We start from the raw sequence: 21,110 nt of genomic DNA, 5'->3' as shown, positions 1-21,110 counted from the left end.
CAGTCATACCTTTTTTAGGATCGAATAACGAATTAGTTAGCTTTCTTTTTCTTAACTACTGTCGACTTTTTGACAGCTGCCGGTTTCTTTTTGGGAACCGAGGCAGCTTTTTTGGCAGCCGCCGCTTCCTTGCGTTTACGAGAACGTTCCTTCAAAATGTCTTTGAGGGCGTTAATGTCATCTTCGTGCAGATCTTTCCATGACTTATACGATGTGTTAGTGTCGGTATCGGTAGGTTTAAGACCGGTATCCAACCAAAACAAGGCTTCAGTCAAGCTTGGAAAGTTGTGCATCCAAAGCGTCTGTCCGTTCTCGGAATCAAATGCAACGTAGGAACGTGCGTGGTGCTGTAAAAATGTATGCTTTCGAATCTTGAAAGCTTCACGTTTTCTTGTTAACCGATAATCAGGTAGAATATACTTACCTTGTTTTTTTAATCGGGGAAAACGCTCGTTTATTTGATCTGACTGGTCTTTTAGAAGTGCTTTGGCTTCAATGACCGAGATCAATGTGGCTTTAGTTTGGGTCATATTAAATTTGCCCCCTTTTATTAACATTTTCGCATAGATTTATCTAATTGCAAAGTAGATAGAAACATTATAATTAATAATTAACATTTTTTCTGAAATTTTTACATTGAGGAGCCATGATTTTCATGAAATATTACGCAGTTAAAAAAGGTCGAAAGACCGGCATCTTTACCAGTTGGGACGAGGCCGAAAAGAAGGTTAAAGGATTTTCCGGTGCCCAATATAAAAGTTTTAAGACCGAAGCCGAAGCCAATGCCTATCTCAACGGGGCGAAAAAAACAACGCCGCCCACTCAGCCACACCACAAATCTCACAAAAAGGCTTCGACGGGTCGCCGCTCAGTCCAACCGGACGGTGATATTATCGTCTACACCGACGGCGGTTCTCGCAACCACGGCAACCATCGTGGCGGCCACGTAAAAGCCAGCGATAAAGCAGCCTGGGCATTTTTAGTTCAAACTGGTAGTCAAAAATATTTCGAATCCGGTGGCGAATTTGGTGCTACGAATAATCGAATGGAAATAATGGCCTTCTTGGAGGCCCTGAAGTATTTGAAACGCCAGGGTCTGCAAAATGAGCGGATTGGTGTAGTCATGGATTCCCAGTATGTTTTGGATGCGATTCAAAAAGGTTGGCTGGCTGGTTGGCGACGCCGCGGCTGGAACAAGAGCGACGGCTCGAAGCTGCATAACAAGCAGCTTTGGCAAGCAGTTGATGCCAATCTGAGAGATTTCCCGATCATTCGGTATTATTGGACCAAGGGGCACGCAGGCGATGAGGGAAATGTTTTTGTCGACCACCTGTTAAACCAAACCATGGATCAAATGGGTCAGCTGGATCCGCAGGCCAGCCCCGCCGTTACCCCGGATAAGCCGGATCCACAGCCAATTCCTAAACCTCAACCGACCAAACAACAGCCAACTCCAAGGCAGCCAAAGCCCATTCATCGAAAAGCGGCACCAACGACGCCAACTTCAGTTCAAGATATTAAAAATAGTCTCAAACAGCTCGGCTTATTCGATGAAGATGACGATTAGTGCATATGATTGGTTGAATGATAACGCCGGTCAACTTCTTTACTCCAGAAGCCACCGGATAATTGAACCGGTTCTTGAACCATGACGAAAGCGTCAGGTGAGATTTCCTTGATTTGTTCCATCAAACGACGGTCGGCTTTTCTGGGAGCCAGAATGCTGAGAACCAGGCGGGCTCCTGAGCGGCCTTCAGCACGGCTGACCGTAACACCGTAACCGAGATTCCGCAACTTTTCGGCCAACTCTTCATTGTGGGCATGAATCGGATTTGTCGGGTCAATCTGGACGGTTACCTCAAAGTTGACGTACCCCAAGGCGATCTTGTCTTCGATGACAATTCCAATGTAGATACCAACACCGAACCCAACCGCATATGCGGCGATGTTTAACGGACTGTCAATATGCTGCAAAGCGATCGCTAACGCCATCACGTAGACAAACTCTTCGCCGACGGCCACGATGGGGGCTAAAAATTGGTGGCCTTTCACAACCAGCATTGTTCTGAAGGTATTAATCGAAATGTATAACGCGTTTAATACAAAAATTGTGATTGCAAGTTTCATTAAATAGTTCCTCCCGATCCGTTTAATTTAAGTCTATCACTTTTCCAAAAATTATTACCAAAAAGGACGCCATTTCCTATCAGAATAGGCATTGGCAGACGGTTGACGTTGACAACTATTGTATTTAAAGGTATTCTAAACTTTGAATAATATTAAAATGTAAGGGTTGCTGACCTAATGAGTAATATTAATTTAATTCCATATTTGACGTTCGAAAACACCAAAGAAGCTTTGGATTATTATCAAACTGTTTTTGGTGCCACGGATGTTCAACGTGAATCCCCAACTGAAAAGCAGGCGCAAGACATGTCGCTTAATGACGATGTCAATCTCGACGACCTTACGATGCAAGCCAGTTTCAACATTTTAGGCAAGCAGATTTTTTGTGCGGACAGTTTTTTAGGTAAGCCGGTGATTTCCTCGATGATTTCGCTGATGTTTGAAGTTGATCTGCATGATTCCGATGCCCTTTCCTCGTTGCAGGATTTGTACGAGCGAGTGGTGGAATCAGAAGAAGTCAAAGTAATCGTAACTTTTGAAAAGAAAACTTCTGGCAACAAATACGGCCAGATTGTTGACAAGTATGGCATCACTTGGATCTTTAACGCTGTTAAATAATTCAAGCTGCCGCTGGGGCTGAAAACACAATCTTGTTTTCAGTCTTTTTTTGTAAGAAAGGGTGTTTGAAATGACTGATTTTACTAATATCAAAGGGGTGTTGTTTGATCTCAACGGCATCATTACCGATTCCTGGCGGTACCATAGCCAATCTTGGCGTCAGATTGCCGAAGAGATTGGTGTGCAGTGGAATCAAGACCTGGAAGAGGCGATCAAGGGCCGTGATCGGATCGATTCGTTAAACGAGATTTTACGTGTCGGCGGGTTGGTTGGCAAATATTCTGACCAGCAAAAAGAAGCACTTGCTGACAAGAAGAACGCCATTTATCAGCAAATGCTTGAGATCATGAATCCAGATGATATCTTACCGGGGATTCGCGACTTTCTAGCTGAGCTCCGGTTGAACCACTACCAGATGATTATTGCTTCGGCCTCGGCTAATGCGCCTAAAGAGATCCACAAACTTGAATTGGAAGATTACTTTCCATTGATTGTGAATTTGGCCGACATCAAGCATAACAAGCCGGCACCCGATGTGTATTTAAAGGCCGCTGAGATGCTCCACCTGAACGTTGATCAATGTATTGGCATCGATGACGGGATTGTCGGCGTCGAGTCGATTAACGCTGCTAACGTGGTCTCAATTGGTGTTGGTGATCCGGAAGTTCTAACAATGGCCGATATTAACTTTGAGTCCACTAAAGAATTGACCCTGGCCAATATTCGTCAAAGCTGGCCTAAGTGATCGGTTAAGTATTGTTTCAAGACGACTGCTTGATTGTGCTCACGATCTTTGGCACCATAAAGCAGGATCACATTGCCATTCTTGAGCTGATCACCAATTAGTTTGAGGAATTCTTTGGTCTGTGGGTTGGCGTCAAGTTCAGCGACGTATTTTTCCTTAAAATCGGGAAATTTTTCTGGGTCATGTGAAAACCAGGTGCGCAGCTCTTTGGATGGGGCGATTTCTTTTTCCCATTCATCCAGCTTGGCATTGACTTTGGAAATCCCTCGAGGCCATAGGCGGTCGACGAGGACTCGGTAGCCGGAAAGATCCTGCGGCTTATCGTAAATTCGTTCTAATTTTAATTGCATGTGATAACCTCCATTTGTTGAAAGGGATGGTTGATTTGGACCAAGACCCATTTTATTCTAACGGCACCACCGACGAAATCTCCAAGAAATTGTTGGGGATGCTTTTAACCTATGATTCCCCCAAAGGTCTGGTGGGTGGCCGAATTGTTGAAACCGAAGCCTATATGGGACAAAAGGATTCGGCTGCCCATGCTTTTAAGGGCCGGCGGACAGCTTCCAACGAACCGCTTTACGGGCCTCCGGGAACAGTGTACATCTATTCGATTCATGGGCGATACCTCTTGGATGTTGCGGCTCAAGCAAAAGATGTCCCCCAGGGGATTTTGATCCGGGCAATTGAGCCAACAATTGGGTTAGCCGTTATGGAACAGAACCGTACCCGGCATGGCGTTGAGCTCACCAATGGTCCGGGGAAATTGATGGAAGCCTTTGGGATTGCCGATAAAGATATGAATATGCAAATCTTTGGTAACAGCAAGTTAAATATTCATCAAGATGACAAAAAAATCCCCATTCAGATTGAAGAATCTAATCGAATCGGGGTTGCGAATCAAGGGACTTGGGCGACCAAGCCACTGCGGTATTTTGTTAAGGGCAATCCCTATGTTTCCGGTATTAAAAAGCGGGATTATGATCAAAAATCACATGGTTGGCGTTAGTTGTTCCGGTGGGCGATCTTCGCTGAGACCGCACTGGCAATCGCGCCGACAATATCATCAATAAACGTATTGGATGTGCCGTCTTTGGCTTCATCCAATTTTTTTGTGACGCCAGTTTTTTCCCGGTCAACAAAGCCATAATTGGTAATTCCAATCGTGCCGTAGATGTTGGCAATGTTTAAGGCAATACCTTCGTCAACGCCAAAAACGCCGGAATCATTCATGATGATGCTTTCAAGGGGTTCTTTGATTTTGCCTTCAGTTGCCAATCGATCCAGCTCCAGGCCGACCATGGCGTTATTGAGAACCTCTCGTTTGTGGAGCACGTCGATGGTGTCTTTTTTGACTTCGTCCATTTGAATGTTGGGGACAAATTTCTTTTGAAGATTATAGGCCATCTCGGCGATGTCTTCATAGGTCACCCCGCGGTCTTTGAGTGCTTGAATAACAAATTCGTAGGCAGCAGTGTCAGGAAATTTAAAGTTCTTATTGTTCATGTAATCATTCCTTCCTGTAAAAGTGAGCGGATCCAAGCGGTTAGGAGTCGGATTGTAAGTCTCCTCGGAAGTAAATTCCCGGTTTTTGGGGATTTGCTTGCGAGGTGCTTACAAGGAGACTCCTGCTTGGAGGAGCTGTCCTGTAAAAGTGAGCGGATCCAAGCGGTTAGGAGTCCGCTTGGAGGGGCGGTTCTCAAATCTAAACAAACGACCGGAACAAATGTCCCGGCCGTTTGTTGATGATTTAAATTAAAGCAGATATTTTGCGTCAATGTCTGGATCCTGGGAAGTTAAAATCTTTGGACCATCCTTGGTAATGGCCAAGGTATGCTCATATTGAGCTGAAGGAGTTCCATCGGCTGAAACGTAGTATGTCCAGTCATCCTTCTTGTCGTAACGGTCGGCAATTTCCCAAGTACCGGTGTTAACCATCGGTTCGATGGTGATCGTCATACCTTCCTTCAAACGAAGGCCTTGGCCTGGGACACCATATGCGGGAACGTTGGGTTCTTCATGAATGGAGGGCTGAATGCCGTGGCCAATCAGTTCACGGACATCGCCCATGTGGTTTTGGTCTTCCACGTAAGTTTGAATGGCATTTCCAATGTCACCAAGACGGTTACCAATAACAGCTTGGTCAATGCCAAGGTACAAGCCTTTGCGAGTAACTTCCATTAATTTTTTGATGTCATCGCTGACGTCACCGACAGCATAAGTCCAGCAAGAATCACTTTCGAAGCCATCCTTGTTGACACACATATCAACTTTGAGGATGTCGCCGTTCTTTAACTTCAAGCCTTTACGGGGAATTCCATGAGCGACTTCATCGTTAATGGAAATACATGTCGCAAATTTGTAGCCGTCAAAGCCCATTTCTGAAGGGTAGGCGTCGTGATCTTTGATATAGCGGCGGGCAAACAACTCAATGTCCCATGTGTCCAAACCGGGCTTAATCATCTTGCGAAGTTCCTTATGAACGCCGGCCAGAACAGCACCTGATTCAGCCATCTTCTCAATCTCTCGTGGTGATTTTAATGTAATCAATATTCTACTTCCTTTTTTAATCAATCTTTATTACGCACTAGTCTATTAAAACATAAAAAATGGCCAATCGGCCACATTTTAACTTATTCCATCGATGATTCCCTTTTGGAGGGCTTCCAAGATTAATTTGACTTCTGTAATCTTTGAATCTACCAGATATTGCATCGTTTCGTCTTTATCTTTCTTAGCGGAACTCATCTGGTCATTTAAAAACTTGAGCTGCGAATGAAGATATTCTGTTAAGTTCATGGTATCACCTCTCCAATTACTCTTTACATATATTATATCCTAATAATCATTAGTTTACATTAAAACCGCGTTTTTACAAATTATTTGTTCACAGATTGTAAAGATTCTAATGTAAGAGTTAAAATGGATCTGGAGGGGATCGAAATGGTTAATAATATTTGGTTACGTTGGTTCTTTGTACTGTTGTATTTGGTGATGGGCATTCTGCTTTATCTGGGCATGAATATGGTCGTCATGTATCTGATGGTGATTGGAATGTTTTTGGAAGCTTTATGCAGTCTAATCGGTTATTATCATAGTAAGTAAGCGTTTTTTGATTGAATTGATCGCTGTTGTGAGGTGGACGATATGACAAAATATTATTTGGGTGTTGATCTTGGCGGGACCAACATTAAGGCCGGACTGTTCGATGAGGATTTTCAAACGGTCCAAAAATTACATAAGCCGACTCATGAAGAGGCCGGTCCCACTGAAGTACTGAAGCGGATCTGGGCGTGCTGCCAGCAATTAATGGCTCAGGAAAAGATTACCTCAGATGATATTTTGGCTGCCGGCTTTGGCATTCCCGGGCAAATGGATGTGGAAAAGGGGATTTCGATTTTTTCACCGAATTTTACCGACTGGAAGGATGTCCCGGTCGCCGAGTGGCTGCATGAGAAGCTGGGCCAACCGGTCTTCATTGACAACGATGTCCGAGTTAATCTGTACGGCGAAATGGCGTTCGGGGCCGGAAGAGGTCATCGAAACGTTGTCCTGGTCACGATTGGTACTGGGCTGGGCGCAGCTGTTCTGATTAACGGCCAAGTGTTATATGGCGCTTCCAATAGTGTCGGTGAGATCGGCCACATGAACATGTACCGCCACGGCCGGCCATGTGCTTGCGGCAGTACCGGCTGTCTGGGACGGTATGTTTCCGCTCGCGGGATCGTCAAAACCATGCAGGAAAAACTGGCTGACGGCGAAACCAGCTTGGTTGGCGAATGGATGTCACAAGGGCAGGAACTGACCACCAAATTGATCTCGGAAGCGGTGGCAAAAGGAGATCCAACAGCTATTGAAGTCTTTAAAGAAACTGGCGAGTTGCTGGGATTTGGTTTGGGCAACGTGATTAATTTGTTTAATCCGGAAACGTTAATCCTGGGTGGCGGTGTCTCGGCTGCCGGAGAGCCATTGTTCAAATATACCCGCGAAACCTTGGCGCATCATTCACTGCCGGTGGCCCGTGAAGCCTGCAAGCTGGAGATGGCGCAGCTGGGCGATGAAGCAGGAATGGTCGGTGCGGCGGTGTATGCGGGGCAAAAAATAAGAGTGTGACGAGGGCCGGGAGATGCGGTTTCTAAGGGTACTTTGATTGAAGTTCCTGGGTTTGGAACTTTAATTAAAGTGCGCTTAGAAGTTAGCCTTTGGCCCGTCGGAGCGTATTTTAAAGGCCGAAGGGAGCACCTAAGAATCTAATAAACGTGTTTTTTGGCTGAGGGCTGGGTTTAGGGTCAGGCCCGTCGGAACACATTTGAGAGGCTGAAGGGAGCACTTAAGAACCTAAGAAGCGTGCTTTTTGCCTAAGGGCCGGCAAAGGCTACTTTTGGCTGGTTATTGATCACTTCTAATAGCAAATAGTAAAAATAAAAAATGGCACTAAACTTTTTTTGCGGTTAGGTGCCATTTTGTGTTTATTCGATTATTATTTGGATAAAAAGCGTTTCAATAGGTCTGCTTCCTACCAAATTTTCACTCTCTTATCAGGTTCAAGATACATTCCATCGCCGTCTTTAACATCAAAAGTTGTATAGAAATCATCCAAATTCTTCACTTGAACATTGGCCCGCAATTCAGCTGGGGCATGTACGTCGATATTTAACAGCAGCTGCTTGTACTGTTCCGTGGCCTTCATCCGCCATACTTTAGCCCAGTTGATGAAGAAGTCATACAAGTTGTAGTCGGCCTCATTCTTGGCCGCTTCATTGGCACAGCTCAGACCACCGGCATCGGCGATGTTTTCGGAAACCGTCAGCTTCCCATTTACCTTACCACCCGCAAATGGAATGCCATCGAATTCCTTGATCATCTTGTCGGCCAGCTTGGAGAAGTATTCATGGTCCTCTTTCGTCCACCAATTATTCAAATTACCTAATTCATCGAACAGAGAACCATTGTTATCAAATGCGTGCGAAATTTCATGCGCGATGACTGCGCCAATTCCACCATAGTTCTGGCTGGAAGTCTGCTTCAAGCTGTAGAACGGTGCTTGGAGGATTGCGGCTGGAAAGACGATGATGTTCTTAAATGGTTCGTAGTAAGCGTTGACGGTTGCGGCGCTCATTTCCCATTTTGTTCGGTCGACCGGCTTACCCAATTTCTCAAAGGTGTCTTGGACGGTAATCGCACCAAACTTGGACATGTTGTCAAATAGGGTCCCACCTTCATTTTCAGGGGTCACTTTGAATTTGTATTCCAATTCATCGATGTGGTCAGGATAACCGACTTGGAGTTCGAGTTTGTCCAGTTTCAAAATGGCTTTCTCGCGGGTGTCTTTGCCCAGCCAGGTGTTATTGCTTAAACGGTTCTTGTAGACGTTGATCATGTTTTTAACCATGTGTTCAACGTCAGCTTTGGCTTTCGGGCCAAAGTATTTCTTGGCGTAATAGTCACCAATTGTTTGGCCAAATGTTCCTTCTGCCAGATAGAAGGCTGATTTCTTCTGTGGCGTTGCTTCCTTCTTACCGGATAGCGCACGGCTGAAGACAGAACCGGTCTGACGGAATTCTTCTGATAGATAGCCGGATGCTGAACGGACCATATTGACCAGCATCCAGTTCTTCATGTCTTTGAAGGTGTCACTGTTAACCAGACCGTCAAAGCGCTCGTAAAACTTCGGTTCGGTCACGATGATCTGCTCCGGTGCCTTGCCAAACAACGCGTCGGCCAGATTGACAAAATCGAGATGAGAACTTGATTCTGAGAAGTAGGCAAACTTCTGAGGATTGTACATCTTGCTGTAATCGGCAGATTCCTCAGCCGATTTGACGTTTGGTGCAATCTTGGCATCAAACCGTTTGGCTGATTCGACAATTTCATCCGCTTCATTGCTGCTGTAGTCCGCTAATACCAGTAATTGGCTGGCCATCTTGGTGAAGACCGGCATCAATTGCTTGTAAGCTGGATTATTGTTTTCATAATAGGTCCGGTCGGGAAGAAATAGGCCGGGAACCGCTGCGAATAAAGCGTTAACCTGCGTATTCTTCATGTCAGGTTCAACCCAAAAGCCAAATGGCAGTGGGTAACCTTCCTTAACCAGCTCCGGCAAAAGTTCGTTCAAATCATCAAAATTAGTGATGTTTTCGATTTTTTCCAAATACGGTTTCAGTGGTTCGCCACCGTCTGCATCCCGCTTCTTATAGTTGCGGGCCAGTTCGTACAACTTCAAGAATTCGGAGAATGGCGCCTCGTGTGGCTGATTTTCCTTGATGATGTCATCGAGGTCACTCATTAATTGTTTGTCGATGTTGTCATTGAGATCCATGAAGCCACCCGTTGACGAATGGTCGGCCGGAATCTTGGCGGTCTTTTCCCAACGGCCGTTAACGGCTTTGTAAAGGTCGTCCTTTAATAACGACTTGTCGATTGAATCCTCGGCTGGTTGGTCGGATTGGCCACCAGCTGTTGAGTTTGCTTTTAAGATATTCAAATTAAGTCCTCCTTCAAAGAGAGTTGATAGATGTTTCAAGCGACACTAAAACAGCGTTATATGAAACTAATTCTATGTAATCTAGTATACTCAATATGAGAAATAAATGTGGAGAATAAACATTCTCTTAGTTATTTTTCCAAGGGATAAGCTATTATAAAGTTGTTACTAATGATTCCTTAGGGGGCAACACTATGGACGAAAAGAAAATTTTTGATCGTGAGAAATCTTTTCGATACAACGGGGATCGGGATCTAAAGATTGCCAAGATTCCAACTTCCGCCACCGTTGAAGATTTGAACAAGGATGACATTAAAGCACGAATTGAAAATAATATTGCGACGCTTCAAGATTTGCAGGGGAAACTGTATGCCCAAAACCATTTTGGTGTCTTGGTTATCTTTCAAGGCATGGATGGGTCTGGCAAGGACAGTATGATCAGACACATTTTGAGCGGGGTTAATCCTCAGGGAATTGAGGTCACAAGCTTTAAGTCGCCAACCTCAATTGAATTAAGCCATGATTACCTGTGGCGGATTCATCGACACATCCCGGAACATGGGATTATCGGTATTTTTAACCGTTCGTACTACGAAGATGTGCTGATCAGTCGGGTTCACCCGGAAATGATTGTCAATGCCAAGATTGGCTCGATCACCAAGCTTGATCAAGTGGATAACAAATTCTTCGATGGCCGATTCAAGGATATCAATTTCTTTGAGGACTATTTGACCCGAAACGGCTTCATGGTCTTGAAGTTCTTCCTCCACATGTCTGCCGATGAGCAGCGGGATCGCTTCAAGCGGCGAATTGAACTGCCGGATCACAATTGGAAATTTGCCTCAGCTGACATTAAGGAACGCCGTTACTTCAACGATTACCAGAAAGCCTATGAGGATGCGATTGAGCACACAGCCAACAAGACCAATCCTTGGTACATCATCCCTTCAGACGATAAATGGTACTCCAGACTTTGTGTTTCTGACATCATTGATCGCCGAATGAAAGAATTACCGCTTAAGTACCCTGACCTGCCAGAATCAGAGAAGGCCGAATTGGAAAAAGCGCTGGCTGAATTGGAAAAGGTTCCAGAAAAGTCGAAAAAGAATAAATAAAATTGGAAACGTTGCCAGAATGCAAATGTTACAAATTGCGTTCTGACAACGTTTTCATTAGCTTTTCACTTGCACAATGCGACTGACGGACTAAAATGAAAATTAGTAGATGATTCATAAAGACCATTTACAAAAATAGATGTGCGTTGTTATTTGATTAGACACAATTTTGAGAGAAAGGGAGTCTTACGATGACAGTCGCAACTCAAACACAATTTAAAGAAGCACTGAGTTTAAAAGAGAAGTTCAATGATTTTATTTCGGACTATTTTGCAACTCACAAGTTTTTGTCCGGTAGTTATGATGATGGGATCTACTTTGAGAATTACCAAGTTCATTTGGACAGCAAGAATGGTTTGGTGATCACGTTAATAACCGGTTCATACACCGGTCAGGCATTCCCAATCAAAGATACTGAAAATATCTCAGTCGAAGATTTTCGTCAGTTGATTTTGAACAAGAAGTTTGCTGACAAGACCACTTCACTTTCTGACGTATTCTACATGACTGCAGATACGATTGACCGTTAAGTTTAATCTTTTTACACGTGTTATTTTCCCCATTAAGACAACTCTTTCATAATTTGGAAGAGTTGTTTTTTTGTACCATTCACTAATGTCAGAATAAGATTTGAATTTTGACCGGATATCTCGTATCATAAAATACAACAGCGACAGGGGGGACCGCTAATTTTTATTAGGAGGTCCATTTTTTATGTATCAACAATTACTTTCCAAGTTTCGCCAGCATCAGGGGCTGGTCATCAACCTCGGCTTTTTTTGTCTATCTTTGCTTGCAGTTTTGCCGTTTTGGCTGACAATGCATGTCTATTCCGGCCCGGACTTACAGTTTCATTTGAGCCGGATTGAGGAAATGCTGGCCAATCTTCAAAACGGAGCGCCATTCAGCCACATTGCCACCCGGACATTTAATCAAATTGGGGATGCGGTGGTGGCCTGCTACCCATGGATTTGGCTGTACATATTTGCCGGGCTGCGGTTCGTACTTTCGCCGATTAGCGCGATTTATTTTGCCTATGTCCTGGTTGTGTTTGCCACACTGGTGATTGCTTATTACAGTATGAAATTGGTTTCCAAGTCCAGCCGAATTTCATTTTATTTTGCCATCTTATATGGATTGACGACTTATTTGGTCATGGAAATTATCACCACTCAGTTTGGTGAATTTCTGGCCTACCCATTCATCCCACTGGCCTTTGCCGGTCTTTACGAAGTGATGTTTGACGACAGTAATCGTTGGTACCTGCTCACCATTGGGATTACCGGGATCATGTACGGCACCGACGACGTTGATTGTGGTCATCGCCTTATTGGTGTTTTACCTGGCCTTTTTCACCAAGCAGCCGGTTAAAGAACGGGCAGCTCGCTTGATGAAGATTGGCATCGCCGCCGTCTATAGTTTAATTTTGAGCCTGATCGTTTGGGGACCGATCGCGGTGTTGGCGATGAGCCAAAAATTGATGCGACCGAATCCGCAAACACTGTATGCAGATCCGCAAAGTTTGTTTACCTGGCTGAACCAGAGTCTGGCCAACAAAGGGATCGGCCTCATTTTATTGCTGGTGTTGATCTTTGGGGGATTCTTCATCAAACGGGTGCCGCCAATTGGTCGCTATGCCTACTTTAGTAGTTTGGTAACGTTGTTTGTGTTATCCAACTTGTTCCCATGGAATTTAATTCATCACATTCCATTGCTTAATGGAATCGAGGCCATTCAAAGTGGGCACCGCATTATTCCGGTTTTAGTGATGTTCATTGCCGCTTTTGGCAGTTATCTGTTGGCAACCCAGTTCAATCGTAGAACAATTGGCGTCAGTGCACTGGTGATTGTTGCAAGCCTTTGTCTGATTAATTCATTTGATTATTCAGCGATGTATTCAATGAACGTAGCTACCGATCAGAACCCGTATGATAATCAGTTCAACCGCACCAGTCAGCCTGAGTTAACCTACAAAGCAACGCCAACGCATCAAATTCCACGTTCCAACCTGAACCTGCAAAATTACAAGGTGAACAACCAGGATTATCAGAATCAGTTCCCAACCGATAACGGTTCCGGGCGGACCGATTACTTACCGGTGACGGCTGGAAAACACATTGATGATCTCGCCAACAAGGTGACCATTTTAAATGGACAGCGGTTTGAAATCGCCACGGCCAGTCTGCACCCAGGCAACAATTCCCTTGCTTATCAGCTGACCGTGCCGATGAAAGAGGGAACCAGATTGGACTTACCATTTGTCCACTATGCCGGGATGAATTACACGGTCAAATTCAATGGCAAAACCATCCAAAAGCCGGCAACTTCAAATCGGGGGACCTTTAAACTCACTATTCCACAAACCGTCAAGCAAGCTAAAATCAGCATTCAAAGCCGTGGAGTTAAATTCAATGGCTTGTTCACCGCTTTGTCGATTGTTGGCTGGCTGGGGTTGTTAGGCCTCGGACTGGTTAGGAAGTATCGAAAACGGATTAATTTGTCATAGTTAAATCATCAAAGGCGCCTCATTTCTGATTAGAGATGGGGCGCCTTTGATGATTCTAGTGTTATAAATGTTTATTCTTATTGTCCTGATCCTTTGAATATTTCGAAAAGAAATAAAAAATCCCAATCAGTGCAATGACGACGATCAATAATTGCAGCCACCAGATGATGCTGTACTGGACCGCATTACCAAGAAATAGGGACATCAAGCCCACGGCAGCCGCACAGATGCTCAGCCAAAATGCCGGCTCCCGATAGAAGTTATTGTTATATGACATTTTGCCATCTCCCTCAAAAAAACAAACAGACAGCCCGTAAATTCAGCTTAATTATAACCTGTTTGTTATTGTTGAGGGGAAATTATCACCCATCAATTCACGATTTGTTCTGGGATTGATTGCGTTGTTTGAGCGTCTTATTAATCCGGGTGATTTTGACATGACCAGAGAGGAAGACGATCAGCCAGGCCATAAGTTGCGAAATTCGGTCAATGAAAGCTGATTGCGCTAAAATAAAGGTAGAGTTGACGTTTAGAACGTGTGTTCGTATAATAGGCATATACATATCAGTTTCATTTGTCAGGAGGTGTCTTCATGAAACAGGAATCATTATTTGCCGGCAACCAGGACGGCAATCAGCCCTTAGCCAGCCGGGTCCGGCCAAAGACACTGGACCAATTTGTCGGTCAGCATCAGCTGGTTGGCAAAGGCAAAGTTCTGAGAGAAATTATTGAAAGTGACCAGTTGCCCTCAATTATTTTCTGGGGACCGCCTGGTGTTGGCAAGACAACTTTGGCGGAGATCATTGCCAAAAAAACGCAGGCCAAGTTTGTCACTTTCAGTGCCGTCACCAGCGGCATCAAAGAAATCAGAGAGATTATGAAAGACGCCGAGGCGAACCGCGAGATGGGCGGCAAGACAATTGTTTTCGTTGATGAAATTCACCGATTCAATAAAGCCCAGCAAGATGCCTTTTTGCCATTTGTGGAGCGGGGCAGCATTACTCTGATCGGGGCAACGACGGAAAACCCATCGTTTGAGATCAATTCCGCCTTGTTATCACGGTGTAAAGTATTCGTGCTGCAACCTTTGGAGACCGATGACATCGTTCAGCTAATTCATCAGACGCTGAAAAATCCAGCAGCCTTTCCAAAAGAAACGATTGAGATTGACGATCAAGCGGTTAAAGAAGTTGCCGAATTTGCCAATGGCGATGCCAGAGTTGCCTTAAACACCTTGGAAATGGCTGTTAACAACAGTCCCAAGCAGGATGGCAAGGTGACCGTGTCGACCGACAATCTCCACCAGTTGATGAATACCAAGTCATTTCTGTACGATAAACACGGCGAGGAGCACTACAACATTATTTCTGCGCTGCATAAATCAATGCGAAATAGCGACCCGGACGCCGCCGTATATTGGCTGACGCGGATGTTAAGTGGCGGCGAAGATCCCTTGTATATCGCCCGCCGAATGGTCCGGTTTGCCAGTGAGGACATTGGTTTGGCTGATACTAACGCCTTGAACGTGGCAATTAATGTATTTCAGGCCTGCCAATTTTTGGGGATGCCGGAATGTAACGTCCATTTGACGGAGTGCGCGATTTACTTGTCCTTGGCCCCCAAGTCCAATGCGGTTTATAAGGCCACCCTGGGTGCTGAAACCGACGTCAAGCACTCGATTAACGAGCCGGTGCCGCTGCAACTGCGCAATGCGCCAACCTCGTTGATGTCCAAGCTGGGTTATGGCAAGGGCTATCAATATGCTCACGAAGCCAAAGATAAGTTGACTAATATGCAGACAATGCCGGATTCTCTGGTTGGCCACACGTATTATGAACCGACCGAGCAAGGCAATGAAGTCCGCTTCAAAAAACGTTTGGAACAAATCAAAGCATGGGAAAAAGCCCATAGAAAGTGATGTGAAACCATGGCACAATTTAAGTTGATCAAAGGAGATATTACCACGATGCAGGTTGATGCGATCGTGAATGCCGCTAATACCGCTTTGAGCGGTGGTGGCGGCGTTGATGGGGCAATCCATCGCGCAGCTGGTCCAGAGTTCGACGAGGCCTGCCGCAAGCTCAACGGCTGTCCAACAGGAGAAGCCAAAGTCACACCCGGGTTTAGATTACCGGCGAAATTTGTGATTCACACCCCCGGGCCAATTTGGCGTGGCGGACATAACAATGAACCGCAATTGCTGCGAAATTCGTATGTGAATAGCCTCAAACGGGCAGTTGAAAATCATTGCCAAACGGTCGCTTTTCCCTCGATTAGCACGGGGGTCTATGACTTTCCACTTGATAAGGCCGCTAAGATTGCCATTGACGCCATTCGAACGTTTGACGCGCCACTTGATGTCACGATGGTGTGTTTTGATACTGGGACGTATGATGCCTACCAAAGAGCACTGGCTAACTAACAAAATCCTGAAGTTCAGCTCAATAACTGAATTTCAGGATTTTCTTATCTAAATATCATTGACTTTAAATTAGAACACCATTAAAATTTTACTAATGCAATAACAGAGTGTGCCAAAAGGCGTTTTTGCTTCCGCCACGTAGGCTTGGCATTTCATGGCCGGCGTAGCATAACCTAGAATGGCTTTTTTAGCTGAAAGCTCGGAAAGTTATTCGTAGTTATGCATAGGAAGCGGCCTTTTGGCACACGTTTTCAGCTACATAAAATAAAAACAAAGAAGGAGTGTGTTAAATGAATGGTGATTTAACTGTTTCTGCCGCTTCAAAGGATACATTGCCAACGGTATTTGGATACATAGGAATTGGTGTGGCTTTCGGCATTGTCGGTAAAGCCGCGGGATTAAGCCCACTGTTGGTGACGTTGATGTCCATTATTACATATGCTGGGTCGGCACAGTTCGTCATTGTCAGCATGCTGGTGACCCACAGTCCCATTTTTTCAATTATTTTTTCCGTTTTTTTGGTCAACTCGCGGATGATTCTGATGAGCACAACTTTGGCCTCTTATTTTAAGCATGACAGCATGTTTAAGAATATTTTGGTTGGGACACTGCTGACGGATGAAAGTTTTGCTTTAGGGATGAACAAGCTGAATTATTCTGACAATCATCTGAACTTCGCTTGGTTCAATACCGCCAACGTCATTTCTTACATGACTTGGATTCTTTCTTCGTTGGTTGGCGCGGTTCTAGGGAATTTCATCAGCAATCCTGAAAAATTCGGCTTGGACTTTGCCCTGGTAGCGATGTTCATTGGTTTACTGTATCTGCAATTGATTAGTGACAAATCAATCAAATTCAACTTGCAACTGATCGTGGTTGGGTTTGTGTTGGTCGCAATTTACTTGGGCTTGATCTTCATCCCAAGCAGTTTATTAATTTTGCTGGTGACCCTTGTGGCCTGCAGCTTTGGGGTGGTGATGAAACATGCCTTCTTTTAATTTTGTGCTGCTGACAATCATTGGCACGGGCATCGTCACTTGGCTGTCTCGAATTACCCCGTTTGTCGTGCTGAAAAAGTTTCAGCTGTCTAAAGGCGTCGTGGAATTCTTGAGTTTTGTTCCAATTGCGATTATGTCAGCATTATGGTTTGAAAATTTATTTGTTCAACATATCGGCCACTTACCATCGATTGACTGGGAAAATTTCCTTGCTTCACTGCCGACAGTGCTGGCAGCAGTCATTTCCAAGAATCTGCTCGTGATTGTGGTGGTGGGGGTTATCTCGCTTGGTGTGATTCGGCTGGTTATGGGAATGTAATTCAGAGTGGGACGTGAAGCGGTTAGTTTCCAGAATATAAGCAGGCAATCCGAATATCCAGAACTTGGATATTCGGATTGCCTGTTTATATGGCCGGAAACTGCTTTACGTCCCACGTTTCCGCAATGTAATATTCAAAATGATGAAAATGAGAATAGAATTGGAGATGCTTTGGCCATACTTGCGTTAATTGTGTGGGGACTTTACTTTTTATACCCTTCCTGAAACGATTCCCATCCTTCACTGGCAATAAAATACACTAAAATCAAAGCGGCGACTGAGTCAGCCCACCACCAGTTGAGCAGCGCGGTTAACAGTGCGCCGATTAAGACTGTCGCTGCCATGTAGGCACAGGTGATGTTGCACATGCCATCTTCGACGAGGGCATCCGAGTGGAGCGCTTTGCCCAGTGACCGTTTCCGGATTGTCAAAATAGGCATTAATAAAACCGAGGCAATCCCAATGGCGATACCAGAATAACTGGTGTCTGCCGTTGCGTGAGTGAATAGGTTAAACAGTGACACGGCGGTGACATAAATAGCCAGCAACAGCAAAACGATTCCAACAATTAATGAAGAGCGCTTTTCTGCCCGTTCGATTGCTTCAGGGCCGGCACCAGTATTTTCTTTTCGTAGTCGCCAAATGAGCGTGCTTCCAGAAATAATCTCTAAAAAACTGTCCAGCCCAAATGCGATTAACAGAATTGAGCCGGCTTTGAGACCTGAATAAAACCCAACCATGAATTCGAACGCCATCCAGGCTGTTGAAAAGTATTCAGTGTGGAGGCTGCGGTCGACGAGTGTTTGTGAATCAGTGTTACTCTCCATGCTTTTTACCCCTGATAACGTGATCAGCATGCTCGAGCATCTCATTGATGACGTCGAGGATGTGGGGATCATCTAGTCGATAATAGTTGGCTTTGCCTTCGCGGTGGGATGACACCAGCTGATGTTTCCTTAATAATGCTAATTGGTGGGAAACGTAGGACTGCTCCAAACCAAGCAGATTTCCCAGTTCACTGACGTTCAGTTCCTGCTGCGCGAGGACTTTTAGCATCTGCAGCCGGTTGGGATTGCTGAGTAATTTAAAAATCCGTTCCGATTCCGACAAATGTCGGTTATCAATAAGAACGATTGAGTTGATTGAAACGGAGTCATCAGTCATATATGTCATTCCTTTCATATGAAGATTATAACATATGTTTTTGCCGATGGATTGAATATCTGTTGGTTATTTTTTAAGCCCAATGAGCAACTTCTCTAACAAAGAAAAGACCGGCAACGATGAATAAAAATGTTCATCGTTACCAGTCTTCCTACTTTCTCGTTAACTTACTTGATGCTTACAGTGATGGATCGATCATAATCTTAACTTGTGATTTATCGGTTGAGAGAGCTTTAATGCCGTCTTCCAATGCATTATCCAAGCTAACTTTCTTAGTGACAACTTTCTTGAACAGATCCTTGTGGTTATCAATAATGCCTAACACATTCGGGAATGAGTTGTTGTAGCAGAGGGTGGTGATAACGTCTTTACCTTGCATAATCAGGTCGTCAGTCATATTCATGGTAACTGGTTTTGCATAGAGGGCAACTACTTGAATAATTCCGGTTCGCTTCGTAACTTTCAATGCTGAATCAAAGGTTGCTTGAACGCCGGCACATTCGAAGGTAATGTCCACACCATTTGGTAAGTCTTGTTTGATGATCTTTTCAACGTCGTCTTGGCTTGGGTCAAGGACATGTTCAATGCCTAATTCCTTGGCTTTGTCCAAACGAACTTTAGAAACATCAACGATGTATACGTGGTTGGCACCTGCGATCTTAGCTAAAACAGCTTCCAGCAAGCCAATTGGGCCGGCTCCCATGACAGCAACGTTTTGGCCTTCACGCAAATGACTCTTCTTGATAGCTTCGTAAACAACGGCGGTTGGTTCTGCCAAAGCACCTAATTCAAAGTCCATGTCTTTTGGCATCTTGTGGGCAAAGACCCCTTGAACGTTGGCAAATTCAGCCATCCCACCATCTTCTGAGAAGCCCAGGAAGTTGCCGGCGCCATCAGTTGAAACGGCACGGTTACAGAAGTTATAGTTTCCTGCCCGACAGTTTTCACATTTGCCGCAAGCTAAAAGTGGTTCAACGGCAACGTGGTCACCGACTTGTAAGTCGTCAACGTCTTTCCCGACTTTAACAATTTCACCTGAGAATTCGTGCCCCAGCGTAATTGGCACGGTTTTACCGGTTAACGGATAAGGAACGGTTGGCAGGCCCCAGCCTTCGAGATAGGCGTGCAAATCACTTCCGCAAATTCCACAATATTTAACTTTAATTTGAACTTGATCATCCTTTGGTTCTGGAATCTCAACGTCTTCAACTCTGATATCCTTTTCACCATAAATACGTACTGCTTTCATAATTATGACCTCCTAGAATGAAAAACTTCTTACCATCAACACCCTAAGTTTACACCTATGTGAAATCGCTTACAATAAGCAGCTGAATAATTTAAAATTTCATTCACAATCCTTTCGTATAACACTTAAAAAGCTTGCTATTATAGGCATGAAAAGGTTATCATTGAATGTGTAGATTTTATTAGCAAGTGATTGAAAATCCGTTGAATTTGGAGGCGATTATCATCGAAACGATCAAGTGCTCAGACACCAGGGCGATTCATGAAAGCTATGTGTTTCCAGCCCAGTTGAATAACAATCGAATTCAATTTGGCGGCGAAACCTTACGAATTTTGGATGCCAATGCCGGATTGGCCGGGGTGAAATTTCTGCCGGGAAATCTATCATTTGTGACCGCGGGCTATGACCATGTCCAGTTCCTATCACCTGCCCGGCCCAATGAGATTTTAACGTGCATCTCCTATGTCACCGGCAGCAGTAAGCGTGCGGTGGAGGTCTTTACCAAATTTTTGACCACCGATACCAAGACCAAAGACGTTCAGGTTGCCTTTATGGCTTTTTGCACGCTGATCGTCACCAATGAAATCAGTGAGATCCATTTCCCTAAGTTGGTCGGTGAGTCTGCCGAAGAAAAATATCTGCTTGCTACCTATGATGACCGGTTAAAAGAACGGCATGCCGAGTTGGCGGATAACAAAACAATTATTTCGCATCTGAGCTTTGAGTAGATTTATCCGGACTTGATTTATGTTTATTCCATCACACAATGGTATGATTAACTTAGATAGTCAGATTCGGAGGTGTTGGAGATGTATGACACAATTTTGGTTCCAGTTGATGGTAGTGACAATGCAATGAGGGCGGTGGAAGAAGCTGCTGATTTGGCCAAGTCATTTGATGCCACCCTGCAGATTGTTTCGGTCGCCAGTGATCAACGTTATGTTCAGTACGGCGTGACGCTGGGCCAGGACGTGATGGAGTCGTTCCGTGAGCGGGCAGAAGAAATTTTGGACGATGCCCGAGAAATTGCCGAGAAGAAGGGCGCTAAAGTCGAAACCCACTTCGTTGTTGGAGTCCCAAAGATTCAAATTGCCAAAGAATTACCCGAAAAGTATGACGCTTCGTTGATCGTCATTGGAAAGTCCGGGGTTAACGGGATATCCAGAGCGATTTTGGGGTCCACAACTGCTTACGTTGTCCGACATTCAACGGTTAACGTGATGGTTGTTGATTATGAAAAATAATGAGTAACAGGGTTCGTAATAACCCGATGAATAGCTGGTGATCAAGGCGTTGTCCTTATCACCGGCTTTTTTAATCCGGTGAATCTTTCGCTTTCCTAACGATTCTAAATAAATCCACG

At 44.7% G+C, this 21,110-nt stretch carries 26 protein-coding genes; 15 read left to right on the top strand and 11 right to left on the bottom strand.

Features of this window, described 5'->3' with window-relative positions; genetic code table 11:
* Nucleotides 1-32 precede the first annotated feature (32 nt).
* A complete protein-coding gene (locus tag KE627_RS04325) occupies nt 33-530 on the bottom strand; it encodes a hypothetical protein (RefSeq protein ID WP_014940590.1) in 498 nt (165 codons plus the stop codon).
* 125 nt (nt 531-655) lie between these two features.
* Between KE627_RS04325 and KE627_RS04320 the strand changes: the two genes are divergently transcribed.
* Entirely contained in the window at nt 656-1,567 is a 912-nt protein-coding gene (locus KE627_RS04320; protein ID WP_013728804.1) for a ribonuclease H family protein, read from the top strand.
* Here KE627_RS04320 and KE627_RS04315 read toward each other — a convergent pair.
* Nucleotides 1,564-2,127, bottom strand: a complete 564-nt coding sequence (locus KE627_RS04315) for a DUF2179 domain-containing protein (RefSeq protein WP_013728803.1) — start codon at nt 2,125-2,127, stop codon at nt 1,564-1,566. The genes KE627_RS04320 and KE627_RS04315 overlap by 4 nt on opposite strands.
* Before the next feature lie 177 nt (nt 2,128-2,304).
* Here KE627_RS04315 and KE627_RS04310 point away from each other — a divergent pair, with 177 nt between their 5' ends.
* On the top strand, nt 2,305-2,745 hold the full coding sequence (locus KE627_RS04310) for a VOC family protein (protein ID WP_013728802.1): 441 nt from the start codon (nt 2,305-2,307) through the stop codon (nt 2,743-2,745).
* Nucleotides 2,746-2,815: 70 nt separating this feature from the next.
* Nucleotides 2,816-3,490 (top strand): beta-phosphoglucomutase, encoded by a 675-nt coding sequence (gene pgmB, locus KE627_RS04305; protein ID WP_013728801.1) that lies wholly within the window; start codon nt 2,816-2,818, stop codon nt 3,488-3,490.
* On the opposite strand, the gene KE627_RS04300 is transcribed toward pgmB, so the two are convergent.
* On the bottom strand, nt 3,472-3,840 hold the full coding sequence (locus KE627_RS04300) for a DUF488 domain-containing protein (RefSeq protein WP_013728800.1): 369 nt from the start codon (nt 3,838-3,840) through the stop codon (nt 3,472-3,474). The genes pgmB and KE627_RS04300 overlap by 19 nt on opposite strands.
* Nucleotides 3,841-3,866: 26 nt before the next feature.
* On the opposite strand from KE627_RS04300, the gene KE627_RS04295 reads away from it, so the two are divergent.
* The gene (locus KE627_RS04295) at nt 3,867-4,499 is read left to right on the top strand and encodes a DNA-3-methyladenine glycosylase (protein ID WP_041805979.1); all 633 of its coding nucleotides are present in this window, start codon (nt 3,867-3,869) and stop codon (nt 4,497-4,499) included.
* Here the strand turns inward: KE627_RS04295 and KE627_RS04290 are convergent.
* From KE627_RS04290 to KE627_RS04280, 3 genes are all read right to left on the bottom strand, one after another.
* Nucleotides 4,496-4,996, bottom strand: a complete 501-nt coding sequence (locus KE627_RS04290; protein ID WP_013728798.1) for a phosphatidylglycerophosphatase A family protein — start codon at nt 4,994-4,996, stop codon at nt 4,496-4,498. The genes KE627_RS04295 and KE627_RS04290 overlap by 4 nt on opposite strands.
* Before the next feature lie 249 nt (nt 4,997-5,245).
* Nucleotides 5,246-6,040, bottom strand: a complete 795-nt coding sequence (gene map / locus KE627_RS04285) for a type I methionyl aminopeptidase (protein ID WP_013728797.1) — start codon at nt 6,038-6,040, stop codon at nt 5,246-5,248.
* Nucleotides 6,041-6,118: 78 nt separating this feature from the next.
* Nucleotides 6,119-6,289, bottom strand: coding sequence for a hypothetical protein (locus KE627_RS04280; RefSeq protein ID WP_013728796.1), 171 nt, complete (start codon nt 6,287-6,289; stop codon nt 6,119-6,121).
* Nucleotides 6,290-6,433: 144 nt separating this feature from the next.
* Here KE627_RS04280 and KE627_RS04275 point away from each other — a divergent pair, with 144 nt between their 5' ends.
* Together KE627_RS04275 and KE627_RS04270 are read left to right on the top strand one after the other, a co-directional pair.
* Nucleotides 6,434-6,595 (top strand): hypothetical protein, encoded by a 162-nt coding sequence (locus KE627_RS04275; RefSeq protein WP_013728795.1) that lies wholly within the window; start codon nt 6,434-6,436, stop codon nt 6,593-6,595.
* 42 nt (nt 6,596-6,637) lie between these two features.
* Nucleotides 6,638-7,603, top strand: coding sequence for an ROK family protein (locus KE627_RS04270; RefSeq protein WP_056938640.1), 966 nt, complete (start codon nt 6,638-6,640; stop codon nt 7,601-7,603).
* Between the two features lie 403 nt (nt 7,604-8,006).
* Here KE627_RS04270 and KE627_RS04265 read toward each other — a convergent pair whose 3' ends face one another.
* A complete protein-coding gene (locus tag KE627_RS04265) occupies nt 8,007-9,974 on the bottom strand; it encodes a M13 family metallopeptidase (protein ID WP_013728793.1) in 1,968 nt (655 codons plus the stop codon).
* 194 nt (nt 9,975-10,168) lie between these two features.
* Here KE627_RS04265 and KE627_RS04260 point away from each other — a divergent pair, with 194 nt between their 5' ends.
* The 3 genes from KE627_RS04260 to KE627_RS04250 all read left to right on the top strand — a co-directional run bounded on the left by KE627_RS04260 (nt 10,169) and on the right by KE627_RS04250 (nt 13,595).
* Nucleotides 10,169-11,089 (top strand): PPK2 family polyphosphate kinase, encoded by a 921-nt coding sequence (locus KE627_RS04260; protein ID WP_013728792.1) that lies wholly within the window; start codon nt 10,169-10,171, stop codon nt 11,087-11,089.
* 191 nt (nt 11,090-11,280) lie between these two features.
* On the top strand, nt 11,281-11,619 hold the full coding sequence (locus KE627_RS04255; protein WP_056938641.1) for a hypothetical protein: 339 nt from the start codon (nt 11,281-11,283) through the stop codon (nt 11,617-11,619).
* Between the two features lie 710 nt (nt 11,620-12,329).
* Entirely contained in the window at nt 12,330-13,595 is a 1,266-nt protein-coding gene (locus KE627_RS04250; protein WP_225424161.1) for a hypothetical protein, read from the top strand.
* A gap of 61 nt (nt 13,596-13,656) precedes the next feature.
* Here KE627_RS04250 and KE627_RS04245 read toward each other — a convergent pair whose 3' ends face one another.
* Nucleotides 13,657-13,872, bottom strand: a complete 216-nt coding sequence (locus KE627_RS04245; RefSeq protein WP_013728790.1) for an NfeD family protein — start codon at nt 13,870-13,872, stop codon at nt 13,657-13,659.
* 315 nt (nt 13,873-14,187) lie between these two features.
* Here KE627_RS04245 and KE627_RS04240 point away from each other — a divergent pair, with 315 nt between their 5' ends.
* From KE627_RS04240 to KE627_RS04225, 4 genes are all read left to right on the top strand, one after another.
* Complete coding sequence (locus KE627_RS04240) at nt 14,188-15,513, top strand: replication-associated recombination protein A (RefSeq protein ID WP_013728789.1); 1,326 nt, start codon at nt 14,188-14,190, stop codon at nt 15,511-15,513.
* Between the two features lie 9 nt (nt 15,514-15,522).
* Nucleotides 15,523-16,017 carry an O-acetyl-ADP-ribose deacetylase gene (locus KE627_RS04235; RefSeq protein WP_013728788.1) on the top strand — a complete coding sequence of 165 codons (495 nt, stop codon included), beginning with the start codon at nt 15,523-15,525 and terminating at the stop codon, nt 16,015-16,017.
* Between the two features lie 290 nt (nt 16,018-16,307).
* Nucleotides 16,308-17,015, top strand: coding sequence for an AzlC family ABC transporter permease (locus KE627_RS04230; RefSeq protein WP_013728787.1), 708 nt, complete (start codon nt 16,308-16,310; stop codon nt 17,013-17,015).
* A complete protein-coding gene (locus KE627_RS04225; RefSeq protein ID WP_013728786.1) occupies nt 17,002-17,334 on the top strand; it encodes an AzlD domain-containing protein in 333 nt (110 codons plus the stop codon). Before KE627_RS04230 ends, KE627_RS04225 begins: the two co-directional genes overlap by 14 nt.
* Nucleotides 17,335-17,537: 203 nt before the next feature.
* On the opposite strand, the gene KE627_RS04220 is transcribed toward KE627_RS04225, so the two are convergent.
* The 3 genes from KE627_RS04220 to KE627_RS04210 all read right to left on the bottom strand — a co-directional run bounded on the left by KE627_RS04220 (nt 17,538) and on the right by KE627_RS04210 (nt 19,747).
* On the bottom strand, nt 17,538-18,161 hold the full coding sequence (locus tag KE627_RS04220) for a cation efflux transmembrane domain-containing protein (RefSeq protein ID WP_056938642.1): 624 nt from the start codon (nt 18,159-18,161) through the stop codon (nt 17,538-17,540).
* On the bottom strand, nt 18,151-18,498 hold the full coding sequence (locus tag KE627_RS04215; protein WP_013728784.1) for an ArsR/SmtB family transcription factor: 348 nt from the start codon (nt 18,496-18,498) through the stop codon (nt 18,151-18,153). Before KE627_RS04215 ends, KE627_RS04220 begins: the two co-directional genes overlap by 11 nt.
* Before the next feature lie 178 nt (nt 18,499-18,676).
* A complete protein-coding gene (locus KE627_RS04210) occupies nt 18,677-19,747 on the bottom strand; it encodes a 2,3-butanediol dehydrogenase (RefSeq protein ID WP_056938644.1) in 1,071 nt (356 codons plus the stop codon).
* 203 nt (nt 19,748-19,950) lie between these two features.
* Between KE627_RS04210 and KE627_RS04205 the strand changes: the two genes are divergently transcribed.
* Nucleotides 19,951-20,475 (top strand): acyl-CoA thioester hydrolase, encoded by a 525-nt coding sequence (locus tag KE627_RS04205; RefSeq protein WP_013728782.1) that lies wholly within the window; start codon nt 19,951-19,953, stop codon nt 20,473-20,475.
* Between the two features lie 81 nt (nt 20,476-20,556).
* Entirely contained in the window at nt 20,557-20,991 is a 435-nt protein-coding gene (locus KE627_RS04200; protein ID WP_056938645.1) for a universal stress protein, read from the top strand.
* The last annotated feature ends 119 nt before the right edge of the window (nt 20,992-21,110 follow it).

The organism is Lentilactobacillus buchneri, assembly GCF_018314255.1.
Taxonomy (GTDB): Bacteria; Bacillota; Bacilli; order Lactobacillales; family Lactobacillaceae; genus Lentilactobacillus; species Lentilactobacillus buchneri.
This window is presented reverse-complemented; position numbering and strand designations above follow the sequence as displayed.